The sequence below is a fragment of the Bradyrhizobium sp. 26S5 genome (genome assembly GCF_036923295.1).
GTDB classification, from domain to species: Bacteria; Pseudomonadota; Alphaproteobacteria; order Rhizobiales; family Xanthobacteraceae; genus Bradyrhizobium; species Bradyrhizobium septentrionale.
The window spans coordinates 3,120,045-3,145,401 of record NZ_CP145948.1 but is presented as its reverse complement, the minus strand read 5'-3'; the positions used below and the strand labels follow the sequence as shown (position 1 = coordinate 3,145,401).

The following is a 25,357-nucleotide window of genomic DNA, read 5'->3' as shown; positions in this document are numbered from 1 at the left end:
GCTGCTATTCGGCGGGAACGGAAGCCTCGCGCAGCCGGAGCGAGTAGTTCGAGGCGTTCTGCCGGCCGCTGGAGGCTGCACGCGCAAACGTGATCAAGTGATGTGCCACCAGGGTCGCCGAGATCAGCCCCTCGATGTCGCCGCGCTTGAGCCGGCCGAGCGCAAACTTCCAGAACACGCGCTTGTAGTCGCCGAGCACGCCGACCTTCCAGAAGATGTTGCGCAGCATGATCAGGCCGCGCCGGATGTTGGCCCAGCTCTTCATCTCCGGGCTGACCGGCACCTTGATGCGGTTGGCATAGGTGTAGTCGCATTGATGCTGGTAGCGCCTAAACAGCGTCTCGGGCTCGTAGGCGAGCTCCATGCATTTGCGCCAGGAACTGACCACGTCCTCGTAAGGCAGCAGGAATTGCACGTTGGAGTCGCGGCTGTCGTCATCGATCAGCCGTCCCGCTTTTTCGAGGCGATCCCACAGCGGCGTCTTCGGCAGCGCCTGCAGCAGGTTGATGGTCAGGAGCGGAATCCGGGACTCCTCGACGAAGGAGAGCAGCGCATCACCGGTCTGCGGCTTGTCGGTGTCGAGCCCCATGATGATGCCGGAGACAACTTCCATGCCGAAGGAATTGATGGTGCGCACGCCCTCCAGGATCGGAACCATCATGTTCTGATCCTTGTGCATCGCCTTCAGCGCGTCAGGATCCGGCGTCTCGATGCCGACGAAGATCGTCACGAAGAAGGCTTCGCGCATCTTCTCCAGGATCTCGGGCCGCTTGGCGATGTTGAGCGTCGCCTCGCAGGCCAGTCGGGTGACATAGCCGGTCCGCTTCTGCCACTCGATCAGATGCGGCAGCAATTCGCTGGCAGCCTTGCGGTTGCCGATGAAATTGTCGTCGACGAAATAGACGGTGTCGGTCGCGCCGCAGGCGCGCAGCTTGTCGAGCTCGGCGATGATCTGCTGCGGCGATTTCAGGCGCGGATTGCGGCCATAGAGCCCGGGGATGTCACAGAACTCGCACTGATAGGGGCAGCCCGAGGAGAACTGGATGCTGCCGAGAAAATACTTCTTGGTCTCGGCGAGCTCGTAGGCCGGCAGCGGGAATTCCGTCATCGGCAGGCGATCGAGGGTCTTGAGCACCACCTGCTCGGCAGGACGGCTGGTGTCCTCCGCGAGGCGCTTGATCAGTTCGTTGGTCGCGTCACCGAGTTCGCCGACATGAAGGTAGTCGAATGAGGGATAGTAGTCCGGACAGGCACTGACCGACGGCCCCCCGATCGCGACCGCCAGGTCATAGTCATGCGCGCGATGGCAGATGTCGTTCATCTGCTGGCGCTGGATGTGCATACCGCTGACGAACACGGCTTCTGCCCACTCGAAATCCTCCGCCGTCGCCGGCCGCAGGTTCTCGTCGACGAAGCGGACCAGCCAGGTCTCGGGGAGGTATGCCGCGATCAGCAGCAGTCCCTGCGGCGGCATGAACGCCTTGACGCCCTCCGTGAGGGGATAGGAGTGCTCGAAGGTCCCGAACGACGACGTATAGCGCGGAAAGACGCAGAGGATACGCCGTGCTGTCTTTATGCCCTCAGCTCTCATCGAATGACCCCGAAGCACCCTCAAATCTAACCATAGCGCGGAACGCTGGGCCAGAAATTCTTCAACATTGTGGCACTTACCAACGTCACACTGCCGAGATAGTTGCTCTGCAGAATTGCGCTATCCCCTCAGGTCAAGAGCCTGGCAGCGAGATCGGGCAGCCGCTCCGCATCGGCAACGAGGCGAAAGTCCGGCCCGGCAAGGCCTGCGCGCAGCAGCCAATCGTCGAATTCGGGCGCCCGCCTCAGGCCGAACAGGTCGCGGATGTAGAGCGCATCGTGAAACGATGTCGACTGATAGTTCAGCATAACGTCATCCGCGCCCGGCACGCCCATGATGAAGTTCACACCGGCGGCCGCCAGCAGCGTCAGGAGATTGTCCATGTCGTCCTGATCGGCCTCGGCGTGGTTGGTGTAACAGACGTCGATGCCGAGCGGCAGGCCGAGCAGCTTGCCGCAGAAATGATCCTCGAGCCCGGCGCGGATGATTTCCTTGCCGTCGTAGAGGTATTCGGGACCGATGAAGCCGACCACGCTGTTGACGAGCAGCGGATCGAACGCGCGCGCCACCGCATAGGCCCGTGCCTCGCAGGTTTGCTGGTCGACCTGGTGATGGGCGTTGGCCGACAGCGCCGAGCCCTGCCCGGTCTCGAAATACATCACATTGTCGCCGACCGTGCCGCGGCGCAGCGACAGCCCGGCTTCGCGGGCCTCCCGCAGCAGCGACAGGTCGACGCCGAAGCTGCGGTTGGCTGCCTCGGTGCCGGCGATCGACTGGAATACGAGATCGACCGGCAGCCCCTGCCCGATCAATCCGAGCGTGGTCGTGACATGGGTCAGCACGCAACCCTGCGTCGGAATCTCCAGCCGCGTGATGATGTCGTCCAAGAGCCGCAGCAGGGTGCCGATGACATTCGGATCGTCGCTCGCCGGATTGATGCCGATGCAGGCATCGCCCGATCCCAGCAGCAGGCCGTCCAGGATCGAGGCGGTGATGCCCCTGGCGTCGTCGAACGGATGGTTCGGCTGCAGCCGCGTGCTCATTCGCCCGCGCAAACCGATGGTGTTGCGGAAGCGGGTCGTCACCTCGCATTTGTTCGCGACCAGGATCAGGTCCTGGTTGCGCATCAGCTTCGACACCGCCGCCACCATCTCCGGCGTGATGCCGCGCGAGATCTTCTTGATCAAATCACGGGTGGCGGCATCCGACAGCAGCCAGTCGCGGAAGCCGCCGACGGTGAGCGACGACACCGGCAGGAAGCCGGCCACGTCGTGGCTGTCGAGGATCAACCGGGTGACTTCGTCGTCCTCATAGGGGATCACAGGCTCATCGAGGAATTGCTTGAGCGGAACGTTGGCAAGCGCAAGCCGCGCGGCGATCATCTCCTCCGCACTGTCGGCCGCAATGCCGGCCAATCGGTCGCCGGAACGCGGCGGCGAGGCCTTGGCAAGCAGGATGCGCAGATCGTCGAATGCATAGTTGGTGGCATCGATTGTGTGACGATAGAGCATGGGGAGTTCGCGTCGCGGGCTGGGGACGGCATAGCCTAGCACCTCTTTGCGAAAGTCGTGCCACCAGCTTCGCCCTCCGCGCCGGAGGTGTTGATGGTGATGGCGGCGCATCATCGTCGCCGCCGCAAGCCGCCGGCCCCCGGCGGACTCAGAACGCCTTATAAGACATTGGTATTATTTAGAGATTTTAAGGGTTGCGGCCACAAAAAACGCACGCGTTAAGAAATTGTCCATGAAGGTTTTGCATAAGCTTTAATCGGCCGAAGGTGCTCCCCGGCCTCTTGGAGTGCCCGCAATGCCCGCCCCCATCACATCTCCCGTCTCCACATCCGGGCCTCCAATGGCTTCCCGATTCTCGCTTGCTGCCAGGCTGTACTCGACGTTTGCGCTGATCGCGGCGCTGACCGCGGCCATCACCGTGCTGTCCGACTACAACGCGCGGCGCAACGCCGAGCTGACCGAGGCCGTCGACCTCGCCAGCCGTGCCGCGCTCAATGTCGAGCGGGTCAATTCGCTGGTCTATGCCGTGGTGATGGAATCCCGCGGCATCTACATGTCGACCGATCCGGCGGCGGTGAAGAAATACGGCGACGGGCTGCTGGCGTTCAACGAGCGCATCCTCGGCGTGGTGAAGAACTGGGAAACCCTGGTGCAGGCCGACGACACCAGCCAGTTCGCGGTGTTCAAGCAGCGCATCGAGCAGTTCGTCGAGTTTCGCAAGGAGCTGGTTCGCCGCGGCATCGAGATCGGCGCCGCAGCCGGGCGTGAATGGGGCGACAACGACGCCAACCGCAACGTGCGCACAGCGCTGAACAAGGATCTCGAGGCGCTTTCCAAGGTCTACGCCGAGCGCAGCAAGAAGCTGGCGCAGCAGACCGACACCAACCGCGCAATGGCGCTGCTGCTGACCGGGCTCGGCGCGGCGGCCCTGATCGTGGTCGTGCTGGGCGTGCTGATCATCGCCCGCTCGGTGGCCCGCCCGCTGTCGCAAATCACCACGACCATCAAGCGTGTCGCCGAGGGCGCCGACCATGTTGAAGTGCCGCATGTCGGCCGCCGCGACGAGATCGGCGCGCTGGCCGGCGCCATCAAGGTCTTCCAGGAGGCGATGGACCGCAACCGCAGCCTGAACGCCCAGGTCGCGCAGGACTCCGAGGCGCGCGATGCACGCGGCCGGCATATCGAGACGTCGCTCGAGACGTTCCGCAGCACCATCGGATCGGTGCTCCGCGCGGTGCACGACAACGCAACCACGATGCGCGACACTGCGCAGACCATCGCAAACGTCGCGGCAGGCGCCAGCGGCCGCGCGGCGGCGGCGGCAGGCGCGACCGAACAGGCCTCGAGCAACGTTGCCGCGGTGGCGGGCGCGGCCGAAGAACTCTCCGCCTCGGTCGAGGAGATCGGCCGTCAGGTCAAGCAGTCGTCCGGCGCGGTCGATCAGGCTGGTGCGCGCACCGACCGCTCGATCACCGAGATCGAGGGGCTTGCCGCCACCACCCAGCGCATCGACGGCGTGCTGAACCTGATCCAGGCGATCGCCGAGCAGACCAACCTGCTCGCGCTGAACGCCACCATCGAGGCCGCCCGCGCCGGCGATGCCGGCCGCGGCTTCGCCGTCGTCGCGCACGAGGTCAAGGCGCTGGCCGGGCAGACCGCGAAGGCAACCGCCGAGATCAGCGAGAATGTCGGCCTGATCCAGGCCTCGACCCGCAACTCGGTGGCCGCCGTGCGCGACATCGGCCAGGCGGTGCGCGAGATCAGCAACGTCACCGCCAACATCGCAAGCGCGATCGGCCAGCAGGACGCCGCCACGCGCGAAATCTCCGCCAACGCGCACATGGCCGCGCAGGGCAATGAAACCCTGGTGACCAACGTCGGCTCGCTCCGCGACGATATGGACCGGACCAGCAAGGCGGCGGAATCGGTGCTCGCGGCATCGAACGATCTGACCGCAACCGCCGAGACGCTGTCGCGCGAGGTCGAGCAGTTCTTCCGCAACCTGCGCAGCGACGCCGCCTAGACCTGTGGCGGACCGGAACCTGAACGAATCAGCGATGCGCCGAGACCGTGCGGCAGATCCTGGCCAATCTAGATGGTAAAGACTCTCCCAACGCACGGGCCCAAATTACACACGCTTCAGGCCGCCTTTCTCAATTTGATCCCCCTATAAAAAGTCCCGGAGCGCGGGGGCGCGGGGAAGTGGAAGCGAGCAATGAACGGGCTTGTACAAAAGCCGAAGGCGGTGCCGACCAAACGGCTGCTCGCGCTCGGAATCGGCCTCATCCTGTGCTTTTCAGCGATCTGTGCCGCCATTCTCTGGGAGATGGCGGACAAGGACTACCGGCATGCGAAGGAAGGCGCGACCAACCTCATCGCCTCCATCGCCAGCGAGATCGACCGCACCATCGAGCTTTATGACCTCTCGCTGCAAGCCGTCGCCGACGGCGTCAAGCTGCCGGAGCTCGGCAAGATCAGCCCGGAGCTTCGCCAGATCGTGCTGTTCGACCGCGCCGCCACGGCCAAGGATCTCGGCTCGATCCTCGTGCTGAATGCAGCAGGAGACGTCACGCGCGATTCCAGAACATTGACGCCGCGGGCCGCAAATTTCGCAGATCGGGACTTCTTCCGGGCACATCGGACGCGAGCGGACAGCGGACTGTTCATCAGTCCTCCGTGGGTCACTTCGGACGGCGAATATTTGATCAGCCTGAGCCGCCGCATCAGCAATGACGACGGGTCTTTCGCCGGCGTGGTCGCCGGCAGCATGCGGCTCAGCTATTTCCACAATCTGTTTCGCAAACTGAATTTCGGCGCCGGCGATAGCATGGCGTTGTTCAACACTGATGGCGTCATGGTGATGCGGGCACCGTTCGACATCAGCAAGATCGGGCAAAGCATCAAGGACTCCCTGGTCTTCAAACAGTATCCGGCACGGCAGTCCGGCTCCTACATGACGAAATCGGTCGTCGACCATGTCAACCGGCTCTATATCTTTCAGGAGGTCGGACACCGCCGCCTGATCATCGCCGAGGGTCTCTCACTCGACGGCATCTATGCCGACTGGTGGCAGCAGCTGTGGCTGATCGGCGGCGTGGTGGCCGCGCTCGGCGGCTTCGCGATCATCCTGATGTTCTATCTGCTGGCCGCGCTCAAACGACGCGCCGCCGCGGAAGACCGGCTCGCACACCTCGCGAGCACCGATGCACTGACCGGTCTCGCCAACCGCCGCCGCCTCGACGATACCCTTGACGTCGAATGGCGTCGCGGCATGCGCGCAAAGGCGCCGGTCTCGCTTCTGATGATCGACGTCGATCATTTCAAGGCGTTCAACAACACCTACGGACATCAGGCCGGCGACGCCGTGCTCGCCACCGTAGGGCGCTGCATCGCAGCCAGCACAAAGCGCGCAACCGATCTCGGCGCGCGTTATGGCGGTGAGGAGTTCTCGGTGCTGCTGCCTGGCATCGGCAAGGCGGGCGCATTGGAAGTTGCCGAAAAGATTCGCGCAAAGCTGACGGCTGCGCGCGAATCCGAGCATGAGTTACCGACCGTCAGCATCGGATTGTCTTGCCTCGTCCCTGATCACGAGCGCACATCGCGCGATCTGCTCAAGGCCGCGGACCTCGCGCTCTATCAGGCCAAGCATGAAGGCCGCGACCGCGTCGTCGTCAGTCCCATCGGGTGGGATAAATCGGGCAAGCGGCACGTCGCCTGATCGAGATCACGCTAGAGCGTTTTCGAGCGAAGTGGATACCGGTTCGCGTTAAGAAAACGCGTCAAAACAAGAATCTAGAGCCCCGTTCCGATTCCATCGGAACGGAAAAGGCTCTAGCGCGGTCGAACGCGCGACCGCCCCCCGCTCACTCCACCGGCAGCACGTCGACCGCGACGCTGAGCTTTTGCTTGCGCGCGCCGACGATGACGCCGTCGACCGGCGAGACGTCGGCGAAGTCGCGGCCGATGGCGAGAATAATGTGGTCGTTGGCGACCATGAGATCGTTGGTCGGATCGAACCCGATCCAGCCGAGCTCGCTGCCGCACCAGACCGACACCCAGGCATGGGTTGCGTCCGCGCCCTGCAGCCGCGGCTGGCCCGGCGGCGGAATGGTGCGCAGATAGCCTGAGACATAGGCCGCGGGCAGGCCGAGGCCGCGCAGGCCTGCGATCATCACATGGGCAAAATCCTGGCAGACGCCATGGCGCTTCTCGAACACGTCGCGAAGCGGTGTCGAGATCACGGTCGCCTTGGGATCGTATTTGAAGTCGCTGCGGATGCGGCGCATCAGGTCGGCCGCGCCGGCGAGGATGCCGCCACCGGGCAAGAAGCTCGCGGAGGCGTAGGCCGTCACCGGCCGCAGCACCGGCACCAGCGCGCTGGCAAAGACGTAGCCGACCGGCGAGGCCGCACCGAGGCTCACCCCTTCGAACGCGTGATCGCGCACGCTCTCCCAGGGCGGGCTCGCGGCGCCACGCGCCGGCGGCTGCCGCGCCACCGAGACCCGCGAGCGGGAATCGATGCGAAGGCTGCGATGCGCGGCCTCGATCAGGACGCTTTCGGTCAGCGTGCCGAAGAAGTCGCGCCGCACGGTGCGCTCCGCGGGCTTGGGGCGGATATCGACCGAATGCGAGATCAGCTGTTGCCCGTCGCCGCTGACCGGCTCCAGCCGCAGCGAGCAGCGCGCGAAGCTGACCTGGGTCTCATAGCTGTAGGTCGTGACGTGACGGATGTCGTAGATCACGCCAGCCCCGTGAGCTTCTCCGGCCGGCTGGCGTTCGGTCCATGCGGGAAATAATGCAGCCCGACCGCATCGGCGATGTTGAGCAGGTCCTGCTCCAGCGCGAACAGCGTCTTGACGTCGAGGCTGGCCGCTTCCGCCGTCGTCAACATCGCCTCCACGGCGACTGCGAGCCGCTGCGGCCGCTCGATCAGGCCGTGCTCCTTCAGGCTCGGCAGCGCCGCGATATGCTCGTTCAGCGCGGCGACCTGGAATGCGACCGAGCGCGGGTTGTAGGGGTCGAGCACCGCGAGATCCCGCACCGGCGTGAGCAGCGGCTGCACCAGATAGCGCGAGCGGTAGGTGATCTGGCAGTCGACCAGCGTGAGCAGGACGTCGAGATCCTCGTCGCCGGCTTCGTCATAGGCGAACTGGCGGGCAAAGCGCGTGGTGTTGATGGCGCGCTCGGCGCGGCGGCCCATCTCGAGGAAGCGCCAGCCGGCGGCGCGGTTCATGTTCTCCTGCGCGAGGCCGGCGAAGCTTGCGAGCTCCTGCAAGGTCAGCTCGGCGGCGCTGACGACGCCGTCGTCGTCATGCACCTCGATCGCGAGCCGCTCGGCCATCTCGGTGATGACCTGCCAGGCATCCGGCGACAGCCGCTCGCGGAGCGAGGTCGCGGTGCGTTGCGCCGATCGCACCAGCGACAGCGCCGAGCCGAACTTCTCCTCGTTCTGCAACGCCTCGAGCGCGACCTTGGCGGGATTGGCGCGCGCGGTCTGCGAGGCCGCGCCCCAGGCGACCAGCATGCGCTGGATGCGCTCGGTCGAATGCATCGCCGGCGCGGCGCCGGTCGAATTCGCTCGCGCGGGATCGCGCAGCGGCGTGCACAGCGCGCGGATCAGCCGGATGGTGGCCTCGGCACGCTCCAGATAGCGGCCGAGCCAGAACAGATTGTCGGCGGCGCGGCTCGGCAGCACGCCGGCAATGCGGCGGATACGCACGGTGTCGACCGCCGGCAGCAAGGTCGAGGTCGCGACCGCCTTGTCGGAGACCACCCAGACGTCGGCGGACACCGCGCCATCGCCCATCGACACCGCGCGCGCATCCGCCCGATCGGCAATCCGGCAGAAGCCACCGGGCAACACGGTCCAGCCGTTCGGCGTCGCCGCCGCGAACACCCGCAGCACGAACGGGCGCGGCGCGATGCGGCCGTTTTCCCACACCGGCGTGGTCGACAGCCGCACCAGTTCCTGGCCGGCATAGTCGATGCCGCGATGGCTGATCGCGTCCTTCAGGCGATCGCGGTCCGCCGCCGACAATTCGCCGGGGAGCACCGGCCCGTGGCCGGGAAAATCCGGAACGCCGCGGCCATAGGCGCCCTCGATCGCGAACTCGTCGAGCCGCGACAGCACCTCTTCGCGGGCGGACTTCTGGCCGCACCACCAGGTCGCGATGTGCGGCATCATCAGGTCTTCGGAGAGCAGACGGCGGCAGAGATTGGGCAGGAAGCCGAGCAGCGCCCGCGCTTCCAGCACGCCCGAGCCCGGCGTGTTGGCGACCACGACACCGCCCTTGCGCAGGACCTCGACGAGGCCGGGCACACCGAGATAGGAGGACGCGTCGAGCTCGAGCGGATCGAGCATGTTGGAATCGACCCGGCGCAGCAGCACGTCGAGCCGCTTCAGCCCGGCGACGGTGCGGATGTGGATGCGGTCGCCGGAGACCGCGAGATCGTCACCCTCGACCAGCAGGAAGCCGAGATAGCGCGCGAGCGTGGCATGCTCGAAATAGGTCTCGCTGAAGGCGCCCGGCGTCAGCAGGCCGATCCGCGGTTCGTCGCGGTCGGCGCTGGCGCGAAGCGAATCGCGGAAGGCCTCGAAGAACGGCGCGACGCGCTCGACATTCATCGACTTGTAGAGATTGGAAAAGGCGCGCGACAGCACCAGGCGGTTTTCCAGCGCATAGCCGGCGCCCGACGGCGCCTGGGTGCGATCGCCGAGCACCCACCAGCGGCCGTCAGGCCCGCGGCCGATGTCGGCGGCATAAAGATGCAGATAGCGGCCACCCGGCGGCTTGACGCCGCTGACCGCGCGCAGATACTCGCTGCTGCCGGCGATCGCCGCCGCAGGAATCGCGCCATCGGCGACGAGGCGGCCCTCGCCGTAGAGATCCCGCAGCACCATTTCCAGAAGCTGTGCGCGTTGCGCGACGCCGGCGGCGAGCTGCCGCCAGTCGGCCGCGTCGATGATCAGCGGCAGATGACTGAGCGGCCAGATCCGGTCGGAAGTGTCGCCGGGCGCGCGATAGGTGACGCCGGCCTCGCGCAGATGACGGTCGGCGGAGGCAAAGCGGCGCTCGATATCGGCCGGCGACAGCGCGGCAAAGGCGTCGAAGAAGCGGGCCCAGACCGGCCGCGGTGCGCCGTTCTCGGCAATATATTCGTCGGGAATGCCGGGCAGCCGGACATAGTCGCGGGTCCACTGCGCCATCCGGCGCTGACCGGGACGGGCCCTGCTCTCCTGACTGCTGCCTTGCCCACCCGATGCGGTCATTCCACTTCCCCTTGACACAATTAGTGCAGGAGCGGCGACCGCAAGTCGAGGGTCAAGGGAAACTCAATTGTGCGCTCTTCCGACGGTGTCTCGATCCTGCCGGGGGTATGGCCATAATCCTGGAAGCGCGCCAGCCGCCGCGCCTCGGCCTCGTAGGAATTGACCGGCTTGGTCTCATAGTTGCGGCCGCCGGGGTGGGCGACGTGATAGACGCAGCCGCCGAGCGAGCGGCCGTTCCAGGTATCGATCAGATCAAACGTCAGCGGCGCGTGCACGGGAATGGTCGGATGCAGCCCGGAGGCCGGCTGCCAGGCCTTGAAGCGGACGCCGGCGACCGCCTCGCCGGCGCGGCCGGTCTCGGTCATCGGCATCCGCCTTCCATTGCAGGTGATGACGTGGCGGCCCTCGACGAATCCGGTCGCCTTCACCTGCAGCCGCTCGACCGAGGAATCGACGTAACGCACGGTGCCGCCCGCGGTGCCCTCCTCGCCCAGCACGTGCCAGGGCTCGAGCGCCTGCCGCAACTCCAGGCCGACGCCGCCGTGATGGACGCGACCGAAGGCGGGGAAACGGAATTCGAGCTGGGCCTGATACCATTCCGGCTCGACGTCGTAGCCGGACTGCTTGAGCTCGGCGAGTACGCCGAGGAAATCCTCCCAGAGAAAATGCGGCAGCATGAAGCGGTCATGCAGCGCGGTGCCCCAGCGCACGAATTTGCCCTGCTGCGGCTCGCGCCACAGCTTGGCGATCAGCGCGCGGATCAGAAGCTGCTGCGCCAGCGACATCCGCGGATCGGGCGGCATTTCAAGCGCGCGGAATTCGACCAGGCCGAGCCGGCCGGTCGGGCCGTCGGGCGAGTAGAGCTTGTCGATGCAGATTTCCGCGCGATGGGTGTTGCCGGTGATATCGACCAGGATATGCCGGAACAGCCGGTCGACCAGCCACAGCGGCGCGTCCATGCCCGCCGGCGGCACGTGCGACAGCGCGATCTCGAGCTCATAGAGCCCATCATGCCGCGCCTCGTCGATGCGCGGCGCCTGACTGGTCGGGCCGATGAACATGCCGGAGAACAAATAGGACAGCGACGGATGCCGCTGCCAGTACAGCACGAGGCTCTTCAGCAGATCGGGCCGGCGCAGGAACGGCGAGTCCTCAGGCTTGCTGCCGCCGACCACGATGTGGTTGCCGCCGCCGGTGCCGGTGTGACGGCCATCGATCAGGAAACGGTTGGCCCCTAGCCGCGTCTTCGCGGAATCCTCATAAAGGCCTAGGGTGATATCGACAGCCTCGCGCCAGCTTTGCGCCGGCTGCACGTTGATCTCGATCACGCCGGGGTCCGGCGTCACCTTGATCACCTCGATGCGCGGATCGAACGGCGGTGCGTAGCCCTCGACGTGGACTTGCAGTTGCAGTTCCTCGGCGGCGGCTTCGATCGCGGCGATCAGCTCGAGATAATCCTCGACCTTCTCGACCGGCGGCATGAAGGCGCACAGCACGCCGTCGCGCACCTCGATCGACATCGCGGTGCGCACCGGCAGCGGCTCTTCAATGTCCTTGAGTGCCTGCTTCAGCTCCGGATCGATCTCCCCCAGTGCATCGCGTGGTGCCATCGGGTCCTGCTCGACGATAAAGGGAAAATCATCGGGCGGGACGTGTTCGAGCGAGCCGATCGGAAGGCGCAAGCCCAGGGGGGAATCGCCCGGAAAGAGGAACAAATGGCTGCGCCGGATCTTCCAGCGCTCGCTACGCCAGCGCGCCGGCACGCGGTCGCCGAGCGGAGACCAGCGCTGGATCGGCAGCGCAAAGCCCTTCGGTGACGTCAGCCCCTCGTCAAACACCCGCGCGATCCGTGCGCGCTCTTCCGGATCGGCCAATTTGGAGTTGGCCGGGCTCACATTGGCCGGCAGGCCTGCCTCGCGCTCGAGCCAGAACGCAGTGTCCTCAAAGGCCGGCATGACGTAGTCCGCCTTCAGGCCAAGCCGCGCGGCGATGCCGATTGCGAAGCGCTCTGCGTCTGCGATCTCAGCTTTGCGCGGATTTTCGACTGAAGCGATCAGGTCGGCATTGTTCCAGATCGGCTTGCCGTCCTTGCGCCAATAGAGGCCGAACGCCCAGCGCGGCAGGCTTTCGCCGGGATACCATTTGCCCTGGCCGTAATGCAGCAGGCCGCCGGGCGCGAACCGGGTGCGCAGCTTACGGATCAATTCGTCGGCGAGTGCGCGCTTGGTCGGGCCAACCGCGGCGACGTTCCACTCCGGAGATTCCAGATCGTCGACCGAAACAAAAGTCGGCTCGCCGCCCATGGTCAGCCGCACATCGTCCTTCGTCAGGTCGGCATCGACCTCCTCGCCGAGCCGGTCGAGCCGCGCCCAGGAATCATCCGAAAACGGCCTCGTGATCCGCGGCGCCTCGCGGATCCGCTTGACGGTCATCTCGAAGCCGAACTCGGTATTGGCGAAGCCTGCGGTGCCGGTCACCGGCGCGGCCGAGCGGTAGTGCGGCGTGGCACAGACCGGAATGTGCCCCTCGCCTGTCAGCATGCCGGAGGTGACGTCGAAGCCGATCCAGCCCGCGCCCGGCAGATAGACTTCGGCCCAGGCGTGCAGGTCGGTGAAATCGCTCTCGACCTCGCGCGGCCCTTCGATCGGATCGATGTCCGGCCGGATCTGGATGAGATAGCCGGAGACGAAACGCGCGGCGAGCCCGAGATGGCGCAGCGCCTGGATGAAGAGCCACGCCGAATCGCGGCAGGAGCCGGAGCCGGCGGCAAGCGTCTCCTCGGGCGTCTGGATGCCGGCCTCCATCCGGATGACGTAGCTGATTTTCTTCTGCAGCTGCGCGTTCAGCTCGACCAGGAAATTGACCGTGCTGTCGGCGTTGCGCGGAATGTCCTTCAGGTAAGCGGCGAGCAACGGCCCGGGCTCGTCCGTTTCCAGATAGGGCGCGAGCTCGATCTTGAGATCGCTGTCGTATTCGAACGGAAAGCTGCTGGCATAGGGCTCGACGAAGAAGTCGAACGGATTGACCACCGTCATCTGGGCGGTGAAGTCGACCTCGACCTTGAGCTCGGTTGTCTTCTCCGGAAAGACGTAGCGCGCCAGCCAGTTGCCCTGCGGATCCTGCTGCCAGTTCACGAAGTGATTGGCGGGCGTGACCTTGAGTGAGTAGCTCAGGATCGGCGTGCGGGTATGCGGCGCGGGCCGGAGCCGAATGGTCTGGGGCCCGAGATCGATCGGCCGGTCGTATTTGTAGTGCGTGACGTGATGCAGTGCGACGAAGATCGACACGGACCGAGGACTCCAGCAGCTTTTTTGAGCAGAACACTGCTGCCGGTCGACATCAAGCACTAACAACGGGCAGCGATTGCCCAGGAAATATCCGCGCGTTGTCCCGATGTCAGCAATTGGCGCGGCCGGAGACCCTCACCGGCTAGCGGCCGATCGCCCCAGACACCTGCGAAGCCAGCGACTGGGCGAGCATATGATAGCCCTCGGGGGTCAAATGCTGGCCGTCGGGCTGATGGGGGAGACCGCTCAACATCCCGTTGGAGAGCATGATCACCGCGATGCCACGTGCACTGAGGCGACTTTGAATATCGGCTGTCCGGTCAGGGCTGCCCTTGCGCCGATCATTGCCGCCCGGCTGCAAGATAACCGCACTGGTGCCGTTCGGGACGGCCCGGTCCAGGCGTTGCAGCATCCCTTCCGTGGTGTCGCCATTGATGCCGGCGTTCACGACACGGACGTTCAATCCCTTCGCCCGCAAGATCGCTTCGAGCTGCGCGGGATAGGCCTGGTTGCGCGCCACGCCCTTTCCGTAGGTGTTGCTCGCGCCAAGCGCCACAATGTTTGCGGCGTCAGCCGAACCGACGCCAACACTCAAGGCGGCCAGAAATGCGAGGCATCCAATTGTTCCGAACCGACGCCCGCGCATGTGTCCTCCGCGCCTACATCGTCGCGCCGAGTACCCAGGGCGCGAACTCGGCGCCGCCGAAATCAAAACTCTCGCTCTTGGTCGGCTGGCCCGAGGCGGTCTTGAGGATGAGGTCGAAGATGCGCTGGCCGCATTCCTGCACGCTCTCCTCGCCGTCGAGGATGGTGCCGCAATTGACGTCCATGTCGTCTTCCATCCGCTTGTACATCGGCGTGTTGGTCGCAAGCTTGATCGACGGCGCGGGCTTGCAGCCGAACACGCTGCCGCGGCCGGTGGTGAAACAGACGAGGTTGGCGCCACCGGCGACCTGCCCGGTCGCGGCGACCGGGTCGTAACCGGGCGTGTCCATGAACACAAAACCCTTCTTGGTAACGGGCTCGGCATAGTGCAGCACGTCGACGAGGTTGGTGCTGCCGGCCTTCGCCATCGCGCCGAGCGACTTCTCAAGGATCGTGGTGAGGCCGCCGGCCTTGTTGCCCGGGCTCGGATTGGCATTCATCTCGGCACCCTCGCGCTGGGTGTATTCCTCCCACCAGCGCATCAGGCCGACCAGCTTCTCGCCGACCTCGCGGCTGACGGCGCGGCGGGTCAACAGATGCTCGGCGCCGTAGGTCTCGGGCGTTTCCGAGAGGATCACGGTGCCGCCGTGACGGACCAGCAGATCGCTCGCGGCGCCGAGCGCCGGATTGGCCGACACACCGGAGTAACCATCCGAGCCGCCGCATTGCAGCGCTACGGTGAGCTCACTCGCCGGCACCGCCTCGCGCTTGACCTTGTTGGCATCGGTGAGTGCTTCCTTCACGAAGGCAACGCCGGCTTCCACGGTCTTGCGCGTGCCGCCGACCTCCTGGATGTCCATCGCGCGCAGCCGGCCGGCGAGCTTCTGCTCCTGCATCAACCCGCCGATCTGGTTCACCTCGCAGCCGAGGCCGAGCACGATGACGTTGGAGAAATTGACGTGCCGCGCATAGCCGCCGAGCGTGCGGCGGAGCAGCGCCAGGGGCTCGTCCTGGGTCATGCCGCAACCGGTCTTGTGGGTCAGCGCGACGACGCCATCGACATTCGGGAAATCGGCGAGCGGGTTGTCGCCGGTGAATGGATTCTTCTTGAACATGTCGGCGACGATGCCGGCGACATGGGCGCTGCAATTCACCGAGGTGAGGATGCCGATATAGTTGCGGGTGGCGACGCGGCCGTCGGCACGGCGAATGCCCTCGAAGGTCGCCGGCAGATCGAAATTCGGCACCGGCTTGACGTCGACGCCATAGGCATAGTCCTTGGCGAAGTCGCCCATGCCGCAGTTCTGCGTATGCACGTGCTGGCCGGGTGCGATCGGCTGCGTCGCAAAGCCGATGATCTGGCCGTAGCGCCTGATCGGCTCACCTGACGCGATCGGCTTGATCGCGACCTTGTGGCCGGCCGGAATGCGGTCGACCGTGGTGACACCGTCGGCCACCTCGAGCCCCGGCGGCAGGCTCGCGCGTGCGATCAGGACGCTGTCGTCGGCGTGCAGGCGGATCACTTGTGCCGAGGCCATGGGAGTTCTCCTTCGGAGTTCTTCAGCTCTCTCCGCCCTTTTGCGGGGAGAGGTCGGATCGCGTCAGCGATCCGGGTGAGGGGCAAGGCACAATGTCAATTCCAACGATGGTGCTCGCCGGATAGAGGCTCCTCACCCCAACCCTCTCCCCGCAAGAGCGGGGCGAGGGAGAAGTGACAATCAGGCTTTGCCGCCGGACTTCTCGCGGGTCGCGTTGACCTGCATCTTGGCGTAGGTCTGCATCAGGCCGACTTCGTTCGACAGCGTCACGAGCTTGAAGCCCATGTTGATCGCGCGCACTGCGCCATCGGCGCCGGAGCAGTGGATGCCGGGGTTGAGGCCACGCTTGCCGCATTCCTTGATGATCTTCTCGTAGATCTTGAGGATCTCGGGCTCGTCGCGATCGAGCTTCGGCACCAGACCATAGGAGAAGCCGAGATCGGACGGGCCGATATAGACGCCGTCGATGCCTTCGACATCGAGGATCGCTTCCATGTTCTCGACCGCGGTCTTGGTCTCCATCATCGGCAGCAGCACGATCTCGTCATTCGCCGTCTGCTGATAGGTGCCGGCGGAACCATACATGCCGGCGCGGATCGGGCCATTGGAGCGCACGCCCTTCGGCGGATACTTCGCATAAGAGACGAGGTTCTTGGCTTCCTGCGGCGTGTTGACCATCGGGCAGATCACGCCATAGGCGCCGCCGTCCAGCACCTTGCCGATGATGCCCGGCTCGTTCCAGGGCACGCGGACCATCGGCGTCACCGGATGTGCATGCATCGACTGGAAGCACTGCACCATCGACAGATAATCCTGCACGCCGTGCTGCATGTCGACGGTGACGCTGTCGAAGCCGCATTGCGCGATTACTTCGGCCGAAAACCCGGAGGGGATCGCGAGCCACGCGTTCACCACCGCCTTGCCCGATGCCCAGACCTGCTTGACCTTGTTTGCCATTGATCACGTTTCCTTTTGTTTCTTGAAGAGCAGATGTGTTTCTTGGAGGGCGGACCTCAGCTGGTCGCCCGCTGGATCGAGACTTCGCTGACGCCGACTTCGCGCGCGGTGTTCACTATCGCCGCCCAGGTGTCGTCAGGCAAGGGGATGCCGTTTTTGGTGCGGTCGGCACGGGTTTTCCGCTCGGGATCGCCCGGAACCAGCACGGACTCTGTACCCGCGATCGGCTTGGTGGCGCGGATGAAATCGGTGTAGCGGGTGATCTCGCCGTCGAAGAAGTTGCTGGTGTCGATCACCTTGGGATCGATGTAGAACGCCATCATGCCGTTGGCGAAGCGCCGGTCCGACGACGTCGCGCCGGTGCCGGTCAGCGCGCCACCGAGCAGCTCGCAGATGAAGGCAAGGCCCGAGCCCTTGTGATCGCCGAAGGCGCGGATCGCGCCGGTTCCCTTGGTGTGGTCGCGCGGCCCGTCCGGTGTGTACGGGCCATATAGCACGTGCGGATCTTCGCTCAGCGTGCCGTCGGCATCGACCAGCGCGCCATGTGGCAGCTTCTTGCCGCCGCGGCTTGCCACCAGCACCTTGCCTTCCGCAACAACGGAGGTGGCGAAATCGAGCACGATCGGATCCTGGCCCTCGCGCGGAATGCCGACGCAATATGGCGCGGTCGACAGCCGCTTCTCGACGCCACCGTAAGGCGCGACCAGCAGCGAGCCGGCCGCAGTCACGAAATGGATCGAGACGAGACCTTCGGCGGCGGCCATTTCGGCCCAGTCGCCGACGCGGCCGAGATGGCCGGAGTTGCGCAGCGCGACTGCAGCAAGGCCTGCCTTCTTGCACTTTTCGATGCCGAGCTTGACCGCAATCGGCGTGACGGTCTGGCCATAGCCGAACTTGCCGTCGACCACCGCGAGCGACGGCGTGTCGACCACGACCTCGGGGGTCTGGTTCGGCACGATCGAGCCCATCTTCTTCCACCTGACATAGACCGGCACGCGGATCACGCCGTGGCTGTCGTGGCCGGTGAGGTTTGCCGTCGTCAGGTAGGTCGCGATGCGCTTCGCCTCGTCCGGAGCGGACTCCGAATGGGAAAACACCTCGGAGACGAAGTTGATGAGGTTATCGACCTTGATGGTGACCATGAAAGACTAGCTCGCTTGATAAAGCACGGTGCGTTGTTAGGCGTGGGTTTTGGCGTGGCCGCCGAGATAGGCCGCGGCGATGGCTTCGTTGCCCCACAATTCGTCAGGCTTGCCGCCCAGCACGATCCGCCCGGTCTCGAGGACAAAACCGTGATCGGCGACTGAAAGTCCCATGCGCGCATTTTGCTCGACGAGCAAGACCGTGGTGTCCTTCCTGATCTGCGAAATGATGCGGAACACCGCCTGCACGATGACAGGCGCCAGCCCGAGCGAGGGCTCGTCCAGTAGCAACAATCGCGGCTTGGCCATCAGGCCGCGCGCCACCGCGACCATCTGCAGCTGGCCGCCGGACAATGTCCAGCCGAGCGCGTTGGAAAAGGCACGGATGTCCGGAAACAGGTCGAACATCGCGTCGGCCTCGCGCGAGATCTGCGACGCCGATACCTTCCGGTTCGACGCGCCGAGCATGATGTTCTCTTTCACGGTGAGGCCCGGGAACACGCGGCGACCTTCCGGCACATGCGAGATGCCGAGCCGCACGATCGCCTCCGGCCCGAGGCCGGCGATCGAGTGACCGTCGAACATGATGTCGCCGGAGGCGGGCTTGGCGAGGCCTGAGATCGCACGCAGCGTGGTCGACTTGCCGGCGCCGTTGGCGCCGAGCAGCGTGACCACCTGCCCCTGCTCCACGGCGATGGTGACGCCGCGCAGCGCCTCGATCTCGCCGTAGCGGACCACGAGATTGCGGATTTCGAGCAGCGGCATCATTCGCTTCCGAGATAGGCGGAGACGACGTCGGGATGGCGCAGCACCGCCATGGACTCGCCGTCCGCGATGCGGCGTCCGAAGTTCAGCACGGTGATGTGCTGGGCGGCTTCCGAGACCAGCGTCATGTCGTGATCGATGATCAGGATGGTGAGGCCTTGCGCTGCGATCCGCTTCAATAGCTCATGCAGCTCGAGCTTCTCGGTCGAGTTGAGGCCGGCGGCCGGCTCGTCGAGCAGCAGCAGCGTCGGGTTCGACGCCAGCGCCCGCGCGATCTCGATCAGGCGCTGGTGGCCGTAGGAGAAACTCGAGATCAGCTCGTTGGCGCGATTGCCGAGGCCGACAAAGGTCAGCGCCTCCATCGCGCGCTCGGTCAACGCGTCCTCGCCCTTCCCGATCATGGTGTTGCCGGGCCGCTCGGCGCCGATCTCGACATTCTCCAGCGCCGTCATCGAGCGGAACAGGCGGATGTTCTGGAAGGTGCGGCCGAGACCCGCCGCCGTGCGCTGATGCGGCGCCATATTGGTGATGTCGGTGCCGTCGAGCACGATCTTGCCGGCAGTTGCCTTGTAGAGGCCGGACAACACGTTCAGCGTCGTGGTCTTGCCGGAGCCGTTGGGTCCGATCAGCGCATGCACGCCGCCGCGCTTCACCGCGATGTCGACGCCGTCGACCGCTTTCAGGCCGCCGAAATGCTTCGAGAGCCCGGTCACTTCGAGCACGATGTCGCCGCCGGTGGTCGCCGGCCTGAGCTGCAAGGCAGCCGCAGCCGGCGGCGCCTTGGCATGCGCCCGCAAGCGCGTGAATGCATCAGACACAAAGCCCCAGATGCCGTCGGGCATGAAGCGGATGATCAGGATCACCGACAGGCCGTAGATCGCCAGATAAAGTCCCGGCACGCTCTTCAGGAAGCGCAGCCATTCCGGGATCAGGATCAACAGCCCGGTGCCGATCACCGAGCCGATCGGCGAGGCCACGCCGCCGAGCAGCGACATGGTCAGGAACACGATCGATTCCGCGAACGAGAACTGATCCGGGCTGACATAGGCAAAGCCGCCGGCGAACAGGCCGCCGGCCAGACCGCCGAGCAGCGCGCAGAGCCCGAACGCGTAGATCTTGGTGCGGAACACGTCGATGCCGTTGACGCCAGCCGCGAGCTCATTGTCGCGCACCGCGCGCATGGCGCGGCCGAGCTTGGTGTCAGGCAGATGCCAGACCAGATAGCCGACGATCGCGAGCATCGCGACGCAGAAGGCGAGATAGCTCTGCGACGACTGGAACAGTTCGGGCCGGCGAATATTGGCGACGCCGTCCGGCCCGTGGGTCAGGCCGATGGCATTGATCATCACCAGCGTCACGATCTGTTGGAACGAGATCGTCACCATGGCCAAGTAATGCCCGCCCAGCCTCAGCGTCGACATGCCGAGGAACGCGCCCGCCACCGGCGTGATGACGCAGGCCGCAACCAGGCAGAGCCAGAAGTTCAAATGCAGGTCGGCGGTCCCGAGACCGACCGCATAAGCGCCGAAGCCGAAGAATGCGGCCTGCGCCAGGTTGATCTGGCCGCACAGGCCGAGCACGACCGAAAGCCCGAACACCGCGATCGAGAAGGTCGTGGCCTGCAGCAGGATGTTGAGGATGTAGCCATCGAACCGCATGCCGGCAGCCAGCGCCACCAGCACCGCAGCGCCGACGAAATACGGCAGATGACGGACGATCAGCGGCTTGGAGCGCACGGCCGGCGCCGGGATCATGTTGTCGCTGGCGCTCATGCTTTCTCCGCGACACGTTCGCCGAAGATGCCCTGCGGTCGGAACACCAGGAAGGCGATCAGCACCAGGAAGGCAAAGCCGTCCTTGTAGGGAACCGAGATGTAGGCCGCACCGAAGGTCTCGATGACGCCGAGCGCAAGCCCGCCGACGATGGCACCGGCGACGTCGCCGAAGCCGCCGATGATGGTCGCGGCAAACGCCTTCAGTGCAATCGTCGAGCCCATCTGGATCGAGACGAACAGCACGGGCGCCACCAGGATGCCGGCGAGACCGCCGAGCACAGCCGAATAGATGAAGGTGATCATGATCATGGTGGAGACGGAAATGCCGAGCAGCGAGGCCATCTCCTTGTCCTGCGAGGTCGCCTGCAGCTTCTTGCCGAGCAGCGTCTTCTCGAAGAACCAGAAATTGAACAGCACCAGCAGGATGGTGACGCCGATGATCAACAGGTACTGGCTGTCCAGATAGACCGGGCCGAGCTGGATGCCGGGCGTATCGAACCAGCCCTGCAGCACCTGCGGCTGCGGGCCGTAGATCGCGAGCACCGAGTTCGACAGCAGGATCGAGGCGCCGATGGTGGCGATGATGACAGGCAGATAGGTGCGGTGGCGCAGCGGATAGTAGACGCCGAGATTGAAGATGACGCCGAACAGCGCCATGCCGGCTAGCGCGATCAGAAACGACAGCCAGTAAGGCCAGCCGAGATCGACCGAGAACACCACCATCAGATAGGCGGCGACCATCGAGAATTCGCCTTGCGCAAAGTTCACCACATTGGTGGCGCGGAAGATCAGCACGAAGCCGAGCGCGACCAGCGCGTAGACCGCGCCGATGCCGATGCCCGTGAACAGAAGTTGTAGGACCAGATCCATGACAGCGCCCGATCAGAACAGTGTGCGCGGGGGAAGCGGCCTCGCCGGGTTCAACGGCGAGGCCGATCCGCAATCAATCGTTGAAGTCGATGTGCTTGTCGTAGACGATCGTGCCCTTCTCGTTCTTCACGACGTTGTAGCCGTGCAGGCCGTCGCCGTTCTTGTCGAAATTGTACTCGCCTTCGGCACCGGCGAATTTCTGCGTCGCCAGGATGGCGTCGCGGATCTTGTTCGAATCGGTCGAGCCCGCCTTGTTGATCGCCGCCGACAGGATGGTGATCGCGTCGTATGGCCAGGCGCTCTGATTGTCGGGCGCGGTCTTGTAGGCATCGCGATAGGCCTTGCCGAACGTCTTTGCGGCGTCGCTTGAGTCTTCGGCGAAGTCGGCGACCCCGAAGGTACCGAACAGCGCGGGGCCGGCGAGCTTGGTCGAGGAGACCGCCACCACCGAGGGCGAGCCGACCCAGGGGATGTTGACGCCGAGCTGACGCAGCTGCCGGGCAAAGATGCCGAGGTCGTTCTCGAAGGTGAAGTAGGTGCCGAGCACATCTGCGCCGGACTGCTTCACCGCCAGCACCACAGGGGTGAAGTCCTGGCTCTGGTTGGCATAGCCCTGGTCGAGCACCGGCGGCGCGCCGAGCTTGGTCAGCGCTTCTGACAGCGCCTTGCCGCCCGCGGTGCCGAAGGCATCGGTGGAATGGACGATCGCCCATTTCTTCTTGCCCAGCGTGTTGACGCCGAAATCGGCGATCACGCGGCCGGAATAATTGTCATTCGGACGGAAGCGGAACAGCCACGGATTGCCGGAATGGGTAAGGTCGGGATTGGTGCCGCCGATCATCACCGGCTTGCCGACCTTGATCACGTCGGGCGCCATCGCCTGCACTTGGGTCGAGCGGATCGAGCCGAGGAAGGCGACGATGTCGGATTGCGCGGCGAGCTTGGAGAAGGCCAGCACGATGCCCGGATTGGTGGTCTGGTCGTCCTCGATGACGAGTTCGACCTGCTTGCCGAGCACGCCACCGGCCTTGTTGACCGCGGCCAGCGCCAGCTTGGCGCCGTTCTGCGCCCACAGCCCCTGCTCCGCGGCCGGTCCGGTCACCGGCACGCACATGCCGATCTTGATGGTCGCGCCTTGCGCCCAAGCGCTCCGCATCAGCGCGGGAGCAGCGAGACCTGCCGCCAAACCGGCGGAAAACTCACGCCTCGTCAGTTTCATTCAATCCTCCCTGTATTGCGCCGAACTTGCTTGTCGGCTGCGTTGAGACGAGCTGGACGCGTAGACTCGTTGCCCTGTCCACAGCAATCGCAGCGTGACGAACAAACATCAGCGCCGCTGCAGCGCACCCGACGTGCAACGGCGACCATCAAATCCAAGCGTATGGGCCAGCTAACCATGATTGTACATTGCACGCAATAGTCAAAAGTTCGGCACAGGCGGTGCGTAAATGCCTGTTGCGAGCGACCGCGACGCGATCACGTGTTAGTGTGGCGGCCGAGCACCCATCCATGTCGATGCCAAGAGCGAAATCGCAGACCAGACGGAAACAACCGGCCTATGCGCTGATCAAGGCCGCATTGGCCAAGCGTATCCGGACCGGTGACGTGCCGCCCGGCACGGTTCTCTCCGAATCGGCGATTGCGACCATGTTCGGCTCCAGCCGCTCCCCGGTGCGGCAGGCCTTCGAGCAGTTGGAGCTTATCGGCCTGGTGCGCCGGTTCGACGGCCGCGGCGTCATCGCCGGCAAGCGCCAGGTCGAACCGCGTCGCGTCCCGATCACGCCGGAGATGCTGGGGCTGACCGACGGACCGGTCGAGGCGGTGCGCAGCGACGCCTGGGACGCCCTCTATTACAAGCTCGAACGCGAGATCATCTACAGGTCGCTGTTCGGACGCTTCCGCGTCAGCGAGCTCGCACTGGCGCGGCATTTCCGGGTCGGGCGCACCGTTGCGCGCAATTTGCTGCTGCGTGCGCAGGCGATCGGAATCCTGGAGAAAGGCGCCAAGGCCCACTGGTACGTGGTGCCGCTGGACGAGGACCGCGTTCGCGACATCTTCGAGATGCGCGCGACGCTGGAACCGCTGCTGCTGAAATCCGCTGCCGCAAAGATACCGGCGGCGCTGCTCGACCGGATGGCCGAGCGGCTGCGCGAGGGCATCCAATATCGCGACCGGGTCGGCGTCGGCGAACTCGACGAGATCGAGGGGGACCTCCATATCCAGTGCCTGGGTTACGGCGTCAATCGCGAGATGCTCGAAGCCCTCAAGCGCACCCACTGCGCTTTCGTGATCGGCAAGCACATTCAGGTCGCCCTGACCGCGCCGCAGATCGATTCCTTCATGGACGAGCATCTGGTGATCATTGAAGCCTTGCGCGCCCGCGACGGCGATGCGGCGGCCGCGACCCTGCGCCGGCATATCGAGTGGTCCCACTCGAAGGTCGCCGGCTGGATCGCCGAATTCCGTGCCATCAACGTGATTTCGCGCGTTCCCTACATGGCCTGACCGGCACTGCTGCGCGCCCTCGCGCAAATTGCCGGCTACTCGTCCGCATCGAGCTCGACATCATCCGTGGAGCTCATTCCGGCAAGGCTGGCTTCCAACGCGCCCAGCATCTCCTGCAGTTCCGCGAGCTTGCGCGCGCCATAGCGCCTGGTGATGGCGGCGTAGATCACCTCCGAGGTCGGCGCCACCGCCTCGATCAGCTTCAACCCCTTGGTGGAGATCGAAACCACCGCACGTCGCGCGTCTGTCGCCGCCGCCTTGCGCTCGATCAACTGGCGCGCCTCGAGATCGCGCAGGATGCGCGACAGGCTCGGGCCGAGCAGAAACGCCATGCGGGCGAGCTCGGTGACCTCGATCTCGTCGACCGCGGTGAGCGCACGCAGGATCCGCCATTGCTGCTCGGTCAGCCCGTGATTGCGCAGCGACGGACGGAATTGCCGCATCACCGCTTCGCGGGCGCGGAGCAGCGACATCGGCAGCGAGCGCGAAAACTCGCGCATCGGCGTGCGGCGCGGCGATCCTTCATCACCCTGCCCCGACCGCGTGTCGTTATTTTTTCGCGCCATCGCTCAATCCACCACAACGATCTTTTGCGTTGCAGCATGCCCCGATTCAGTTTGCGGGAATTCACTTAACATGTTAATCATCTCCCCAGCATCCACTTTTGTGTATCACGCATGGCCCTCTCCAAGGACGATATCCGCGCTGCCGCCGAACGGCTCGACACTGCGGAAAAGACCCGCAAGCAAATCCGCCAGCTGTCGCTGGAATACCCCCGTATCACCCTCGAAGAGGCCTACGCGATTCAGAAGGCCTGGGTCGAGATGAAGGTGGCGCAGGGCCGCGTCGTCAAGGGCCACAAGATCGGCCTGACGTCGAAGGCGATGCAAAGCGCGCTCAATATCGACGAGCCCGATTCCGGCATCCTGCTCGACGACATGTTCTTTGCCGATGGCGGCTTGGTGCCGACCGACCGCTTCATCGCAACCCGCGTCGAGGCCGAGCTCGCCTTCGTGATGAAGCATCGCCTGGCTGGGCCGAACTGCACGCTGTTCGACGTGCTCAACGCCACCGACTTCGTGGTGCCGGCACTGGAAATCCTGGATACACGGGTCGAACGCGTCGACCCCGAGACCAAGGCAACGCGAAAAATCTTCGACACCATCGCCGACAATGCCGCCAATGCCGGCATCGTGCTCGGCGGCCGGCCGATCCGTCCGCTGGAAACCGATCTGCGCTGGATCGGCGCGCTCTGCTACCGAAATGGCCAGCTCGAGGAAACCGGACTCGCCGCCGGCGTGTTGAATCATCCGGCGACCGCGGTGGCGTGGCTCGCCAATAAGATCGCCCCGAACGGGCTGGCGCTGGAGGCCGGACAGGTCGTGCTGGCAGGCTCCTTCATCCGCCCGACCGAGACCCGCAAGGGTGACACCATTCAGGCCGATTACGGACCGTACGGTTCCGTGAGCTGCTACTTCGCCTGACGCACTCAGCAGGAGCGC

Annotated in this window: 18 protein-coding genes; 4 read left to right on the top strand and 14 right to left on the bottom strand. The window is 65.0% G+C overall.

Features of this window, described 5'->3' with window-relative positions; all coding sequences use genetic code 11:
- Nucleotides 1-4: 4 nt before the first annotated feature.
- Nucleotides 5-1,591, bottom strand: a complete 1,587-nt coding sequence (locus tag V5279_RS14535; RefSeq protein ID WP_338698390.1) for a B12-binding domain-containing radical SAM protein — start codon at nucleotides 1,589-1,591, stop codon at nucleotides 5-7.
- 128 nt (nucleotides 1,592-1,719) lie between these two features.
- Nucleotides 1,720-3,102: an ethanolamine ammonia-lyase subunit EutB gene (locus V5279_RS14530; protein WP_338698388.1), complete on the bottom strand. Its 1,383-nt coding sequence runs from the start codon at nucleotides 3,100-3,102 to the stop codon at nucleotides 1,720-1,722.
- A gap of 340 nt (nucleotides 3,103-3,442) precedes the next feature.
- Between V5279_RS14530 and V5279_RS14525 the strand changes: the two genes are divergently transcribed.
- Together V5279_RS14525 and V5279_RS14520 are read left to right on the top strand one after the other, a co-directional pair.
- A complete protein-coding gene (locus V5279_RS14525; RefSeq protein WP_338698386.1) occupies nucleotides 3,443-5,125 on the top strand; it encodes a methyl-accepting chemotaxis protein in 1,683 nt (560 codons plus the stop codon).
- A gap of 192 nt (nucleotides 5,126-5,317) precedes the next feature.
- Entirely contained in the window at nucleotides 5,318-6,820 is a 1,503-nt protein-coding gene (locus V5279_RS14520; RefSeq protein ID WP_338698384.1) for a sensor domain-containing diguanylate cyclase, read from the top strand.
- 145 nt (nucleotides 6,821-6,965) lie between these two features.
- Here V5279_RS14520 and V5279_RS14515 read toward each other — a convergent pair whose 3' ends face one another.
- From V5279_RS14515 to V5279_RS14465, 11 genes are all read right to left on the bottom strand, one after another.
- Complete coding sequence (locus V5279_RS14515) at nucleotides 6,966-7,844, bottom strand: transglutaminase family protein (RefSeq protein WP_338698382.1); 879 nt, start codon at nucleotides 7,842-7,844, stop codon at nucleotides 6,966-6,968.
- Nucleotides 7,841-10,372 carry a circularly permuted type 2 ATP-grasp protein gene (locus tag V5279_RS14510; protein ID WP_338698380.1) on the bottom strand — a complete coding sequence of 844 codons (2,532 nt, stop codon included), beginning with the start codon at nucleotides 10,370-10,372 and terminating at the stop codon, nucleotides 7,841-7,843. Before V5279_RS14510 ends, V5279_RS14515 begins: the two co-directional genes overlap by 4 nt.
- A 20-nt stretch (nucleotides 10,373-10,392) precedes the next feature.
- Complete coding sequence (locus V5279_RS14505) at nucleotides 10,393-13,659, bottom strand: transglutaminase family protein (protein WP_338698378.1); 3,267 nt, start codon at nucleotides 13,657-13,659, stop codon at nucleotides 10,393-10,395.
- A 142-nt stretch (nucleotides 13,660-13,801) separates the two neighbouring features.
- Nucleotides 13,802-14,305, bottom strand: a complete 504-nt coding sequence (locus V5279_RS14500; RefSeq protein ID WP_248114355.1) for a GDSL-type esterase/lipase family protein — start codon at nucleotides 14,303-14,305, stop codon at nucleotides 13,802-13,804.
- A gap of 13 nt (nucleotides 14,306-14,318) precedes the next feature.
- Complete coding sequence (locus V5279_RS14495) at nucleotides 14,319-15,842, bottom strand: UxaA family hydrolase (protein ID WP_166297741.1); 1,524 nt, start codon at nucleotides 15,840-15,842, stop codon at nucleotides 14,319-14,321.
- Between the two features lie 180 nt (nucleotides 15,843-16,022).
- Nucleotides 16,023-16,799: an HpcH/HpaI aldolase family protein gene (locus V5279_RS14490; RefSeq protein ID WP_139481981.1), complete on the bottom strand. Its 777-nt coding sequence runs from the start codon at nucleotides 16,797-16,799 to the stop codon at nucleotides 16,023-16,025.
- Between the two features lie 56 nt (nucleotides 16,800-16,855).
- Nucleotides 16,856-17,941: a malate/lactate/ureidoglycolate dehydrogenase gene (locus V5279_RS14485; RefSeq protein WP_166297743.1), complete on the bottom strand. Its 1,086-nt coding sequence runs from the start codon at nucleotides 17,939-17,941 to the stop codon at nucleotides 16,856-16,858.
- 36 nt (nucleotides 17,942-17,977) lie between these two features.
- Nucleotides 17,978-18,706 carry an ABC transporter ATP-binding protein gene (locus V5279_RS14480; RefSeq protein ID WP_026192494.1) on the bottom strand — a complete coding sequence of 243 codons (729 nt, stop codon included), beginning with the start codon at nucleotides 18,704-18,706 and terminating at the stop codon, nucleotides 17,978-17,980.
- The gene (locus tag V5279_RS14475) at nucleotides 18,706-20,478 is read right to left on the bottom strand and encodes a branched-chain amino acid ABC transporter ATP-binding protein/permease (protein ID WP_338698362.1); all 1,773 of its coding nucleotides are present in this window, start codon (nucleotides 20,476-20,478) and stop codon (nucleotides 18,706-18,708) included. The genes V5279_RS14480 and V5279_RS14475 overlap by 1 nt, the downstream gene beginning before the upstream one ends.
- Complete coding sequence (locus V5279_RS14470; protein WP_029082157.1) at nucleotides 20,475-21,350, bottom strand: branched-chain amino acid ABC transporter permease; 876 nt, start codon at nucleotides 21,348-21,350, stop codon at nucleotides 20,475-20,477. Before V5279_RS14470 ends, V5279_RS14475 begins: the two co-directional genes overlap by 4 nt.
- A gap of 73 nt (nucleotides 21,351-21,423) precedes the next feature.
- On the bottom strand, nucleotides 21,424-22,569 hold the full coding sequence (locus tag V5279_RS14465; RefSeq protein ID WP_166297745.1) for an ABC transporter substrate-binding protein: 1,146 nt from the start codon (nucleotides 22,567-22,569) through the stop codon (nucleotides 21,424-21,426).
- A 290-nt stretch (nucleotides 22,570-22,859) separates the two neighbouring features.
- On the opposite strand from V5279_RS14465, the gene V5279_RS14460 reads away from it, so the two are divergent.
- Entirely contained in the window at nucleotides 22,860-23,855 is a 996-nt protein-coding gene (locus tag V5279_RS14460) for a GntR family transcriptional regulator (RefSeq protein WP_166307047.1), read from the top strand.
- A gap of 35 nt (nucleotides 23,856-23,890) precedes the next feature.
- On the opposite strand, the gene hpaR is transcribed toward V5279_RS14460, so the two are convergent.
- The gene (hpaR, locus tag V5279_RS14455; protein ID WP_338698354.1) at nucleotides 23,891-24,421 is read right to left on the bottom strand and encodes a homoprotocatechuate degradation operon regulator HpaR; all 531 of its coding nucleotides are present in this window, start codon (nucleotides 24,419-24,421) and stop codon (nucleotides 23,891-23,893) included.
- Between the two features lie 111 nt (nucleotides 24,422-24,532).
- On the opposite strand from hpaR, the gene hpaH reads away from it, so the two are divergent.
- Nucleotides 24,533-25,339, top strand: coding sequence for a 2-oxo-hept-4-ene-1,7-dioate hydratase (gene hpaH, locus V5279_RS14450; RefSeq protein WP_338698352.1), 807 nt, complete (start codon nucleotides 24,533-24,535; stop codon nucleotides 25,337-25,339).
- Nucleotides 25,340-25,357 lie beyond the last annotated feature (18 nt).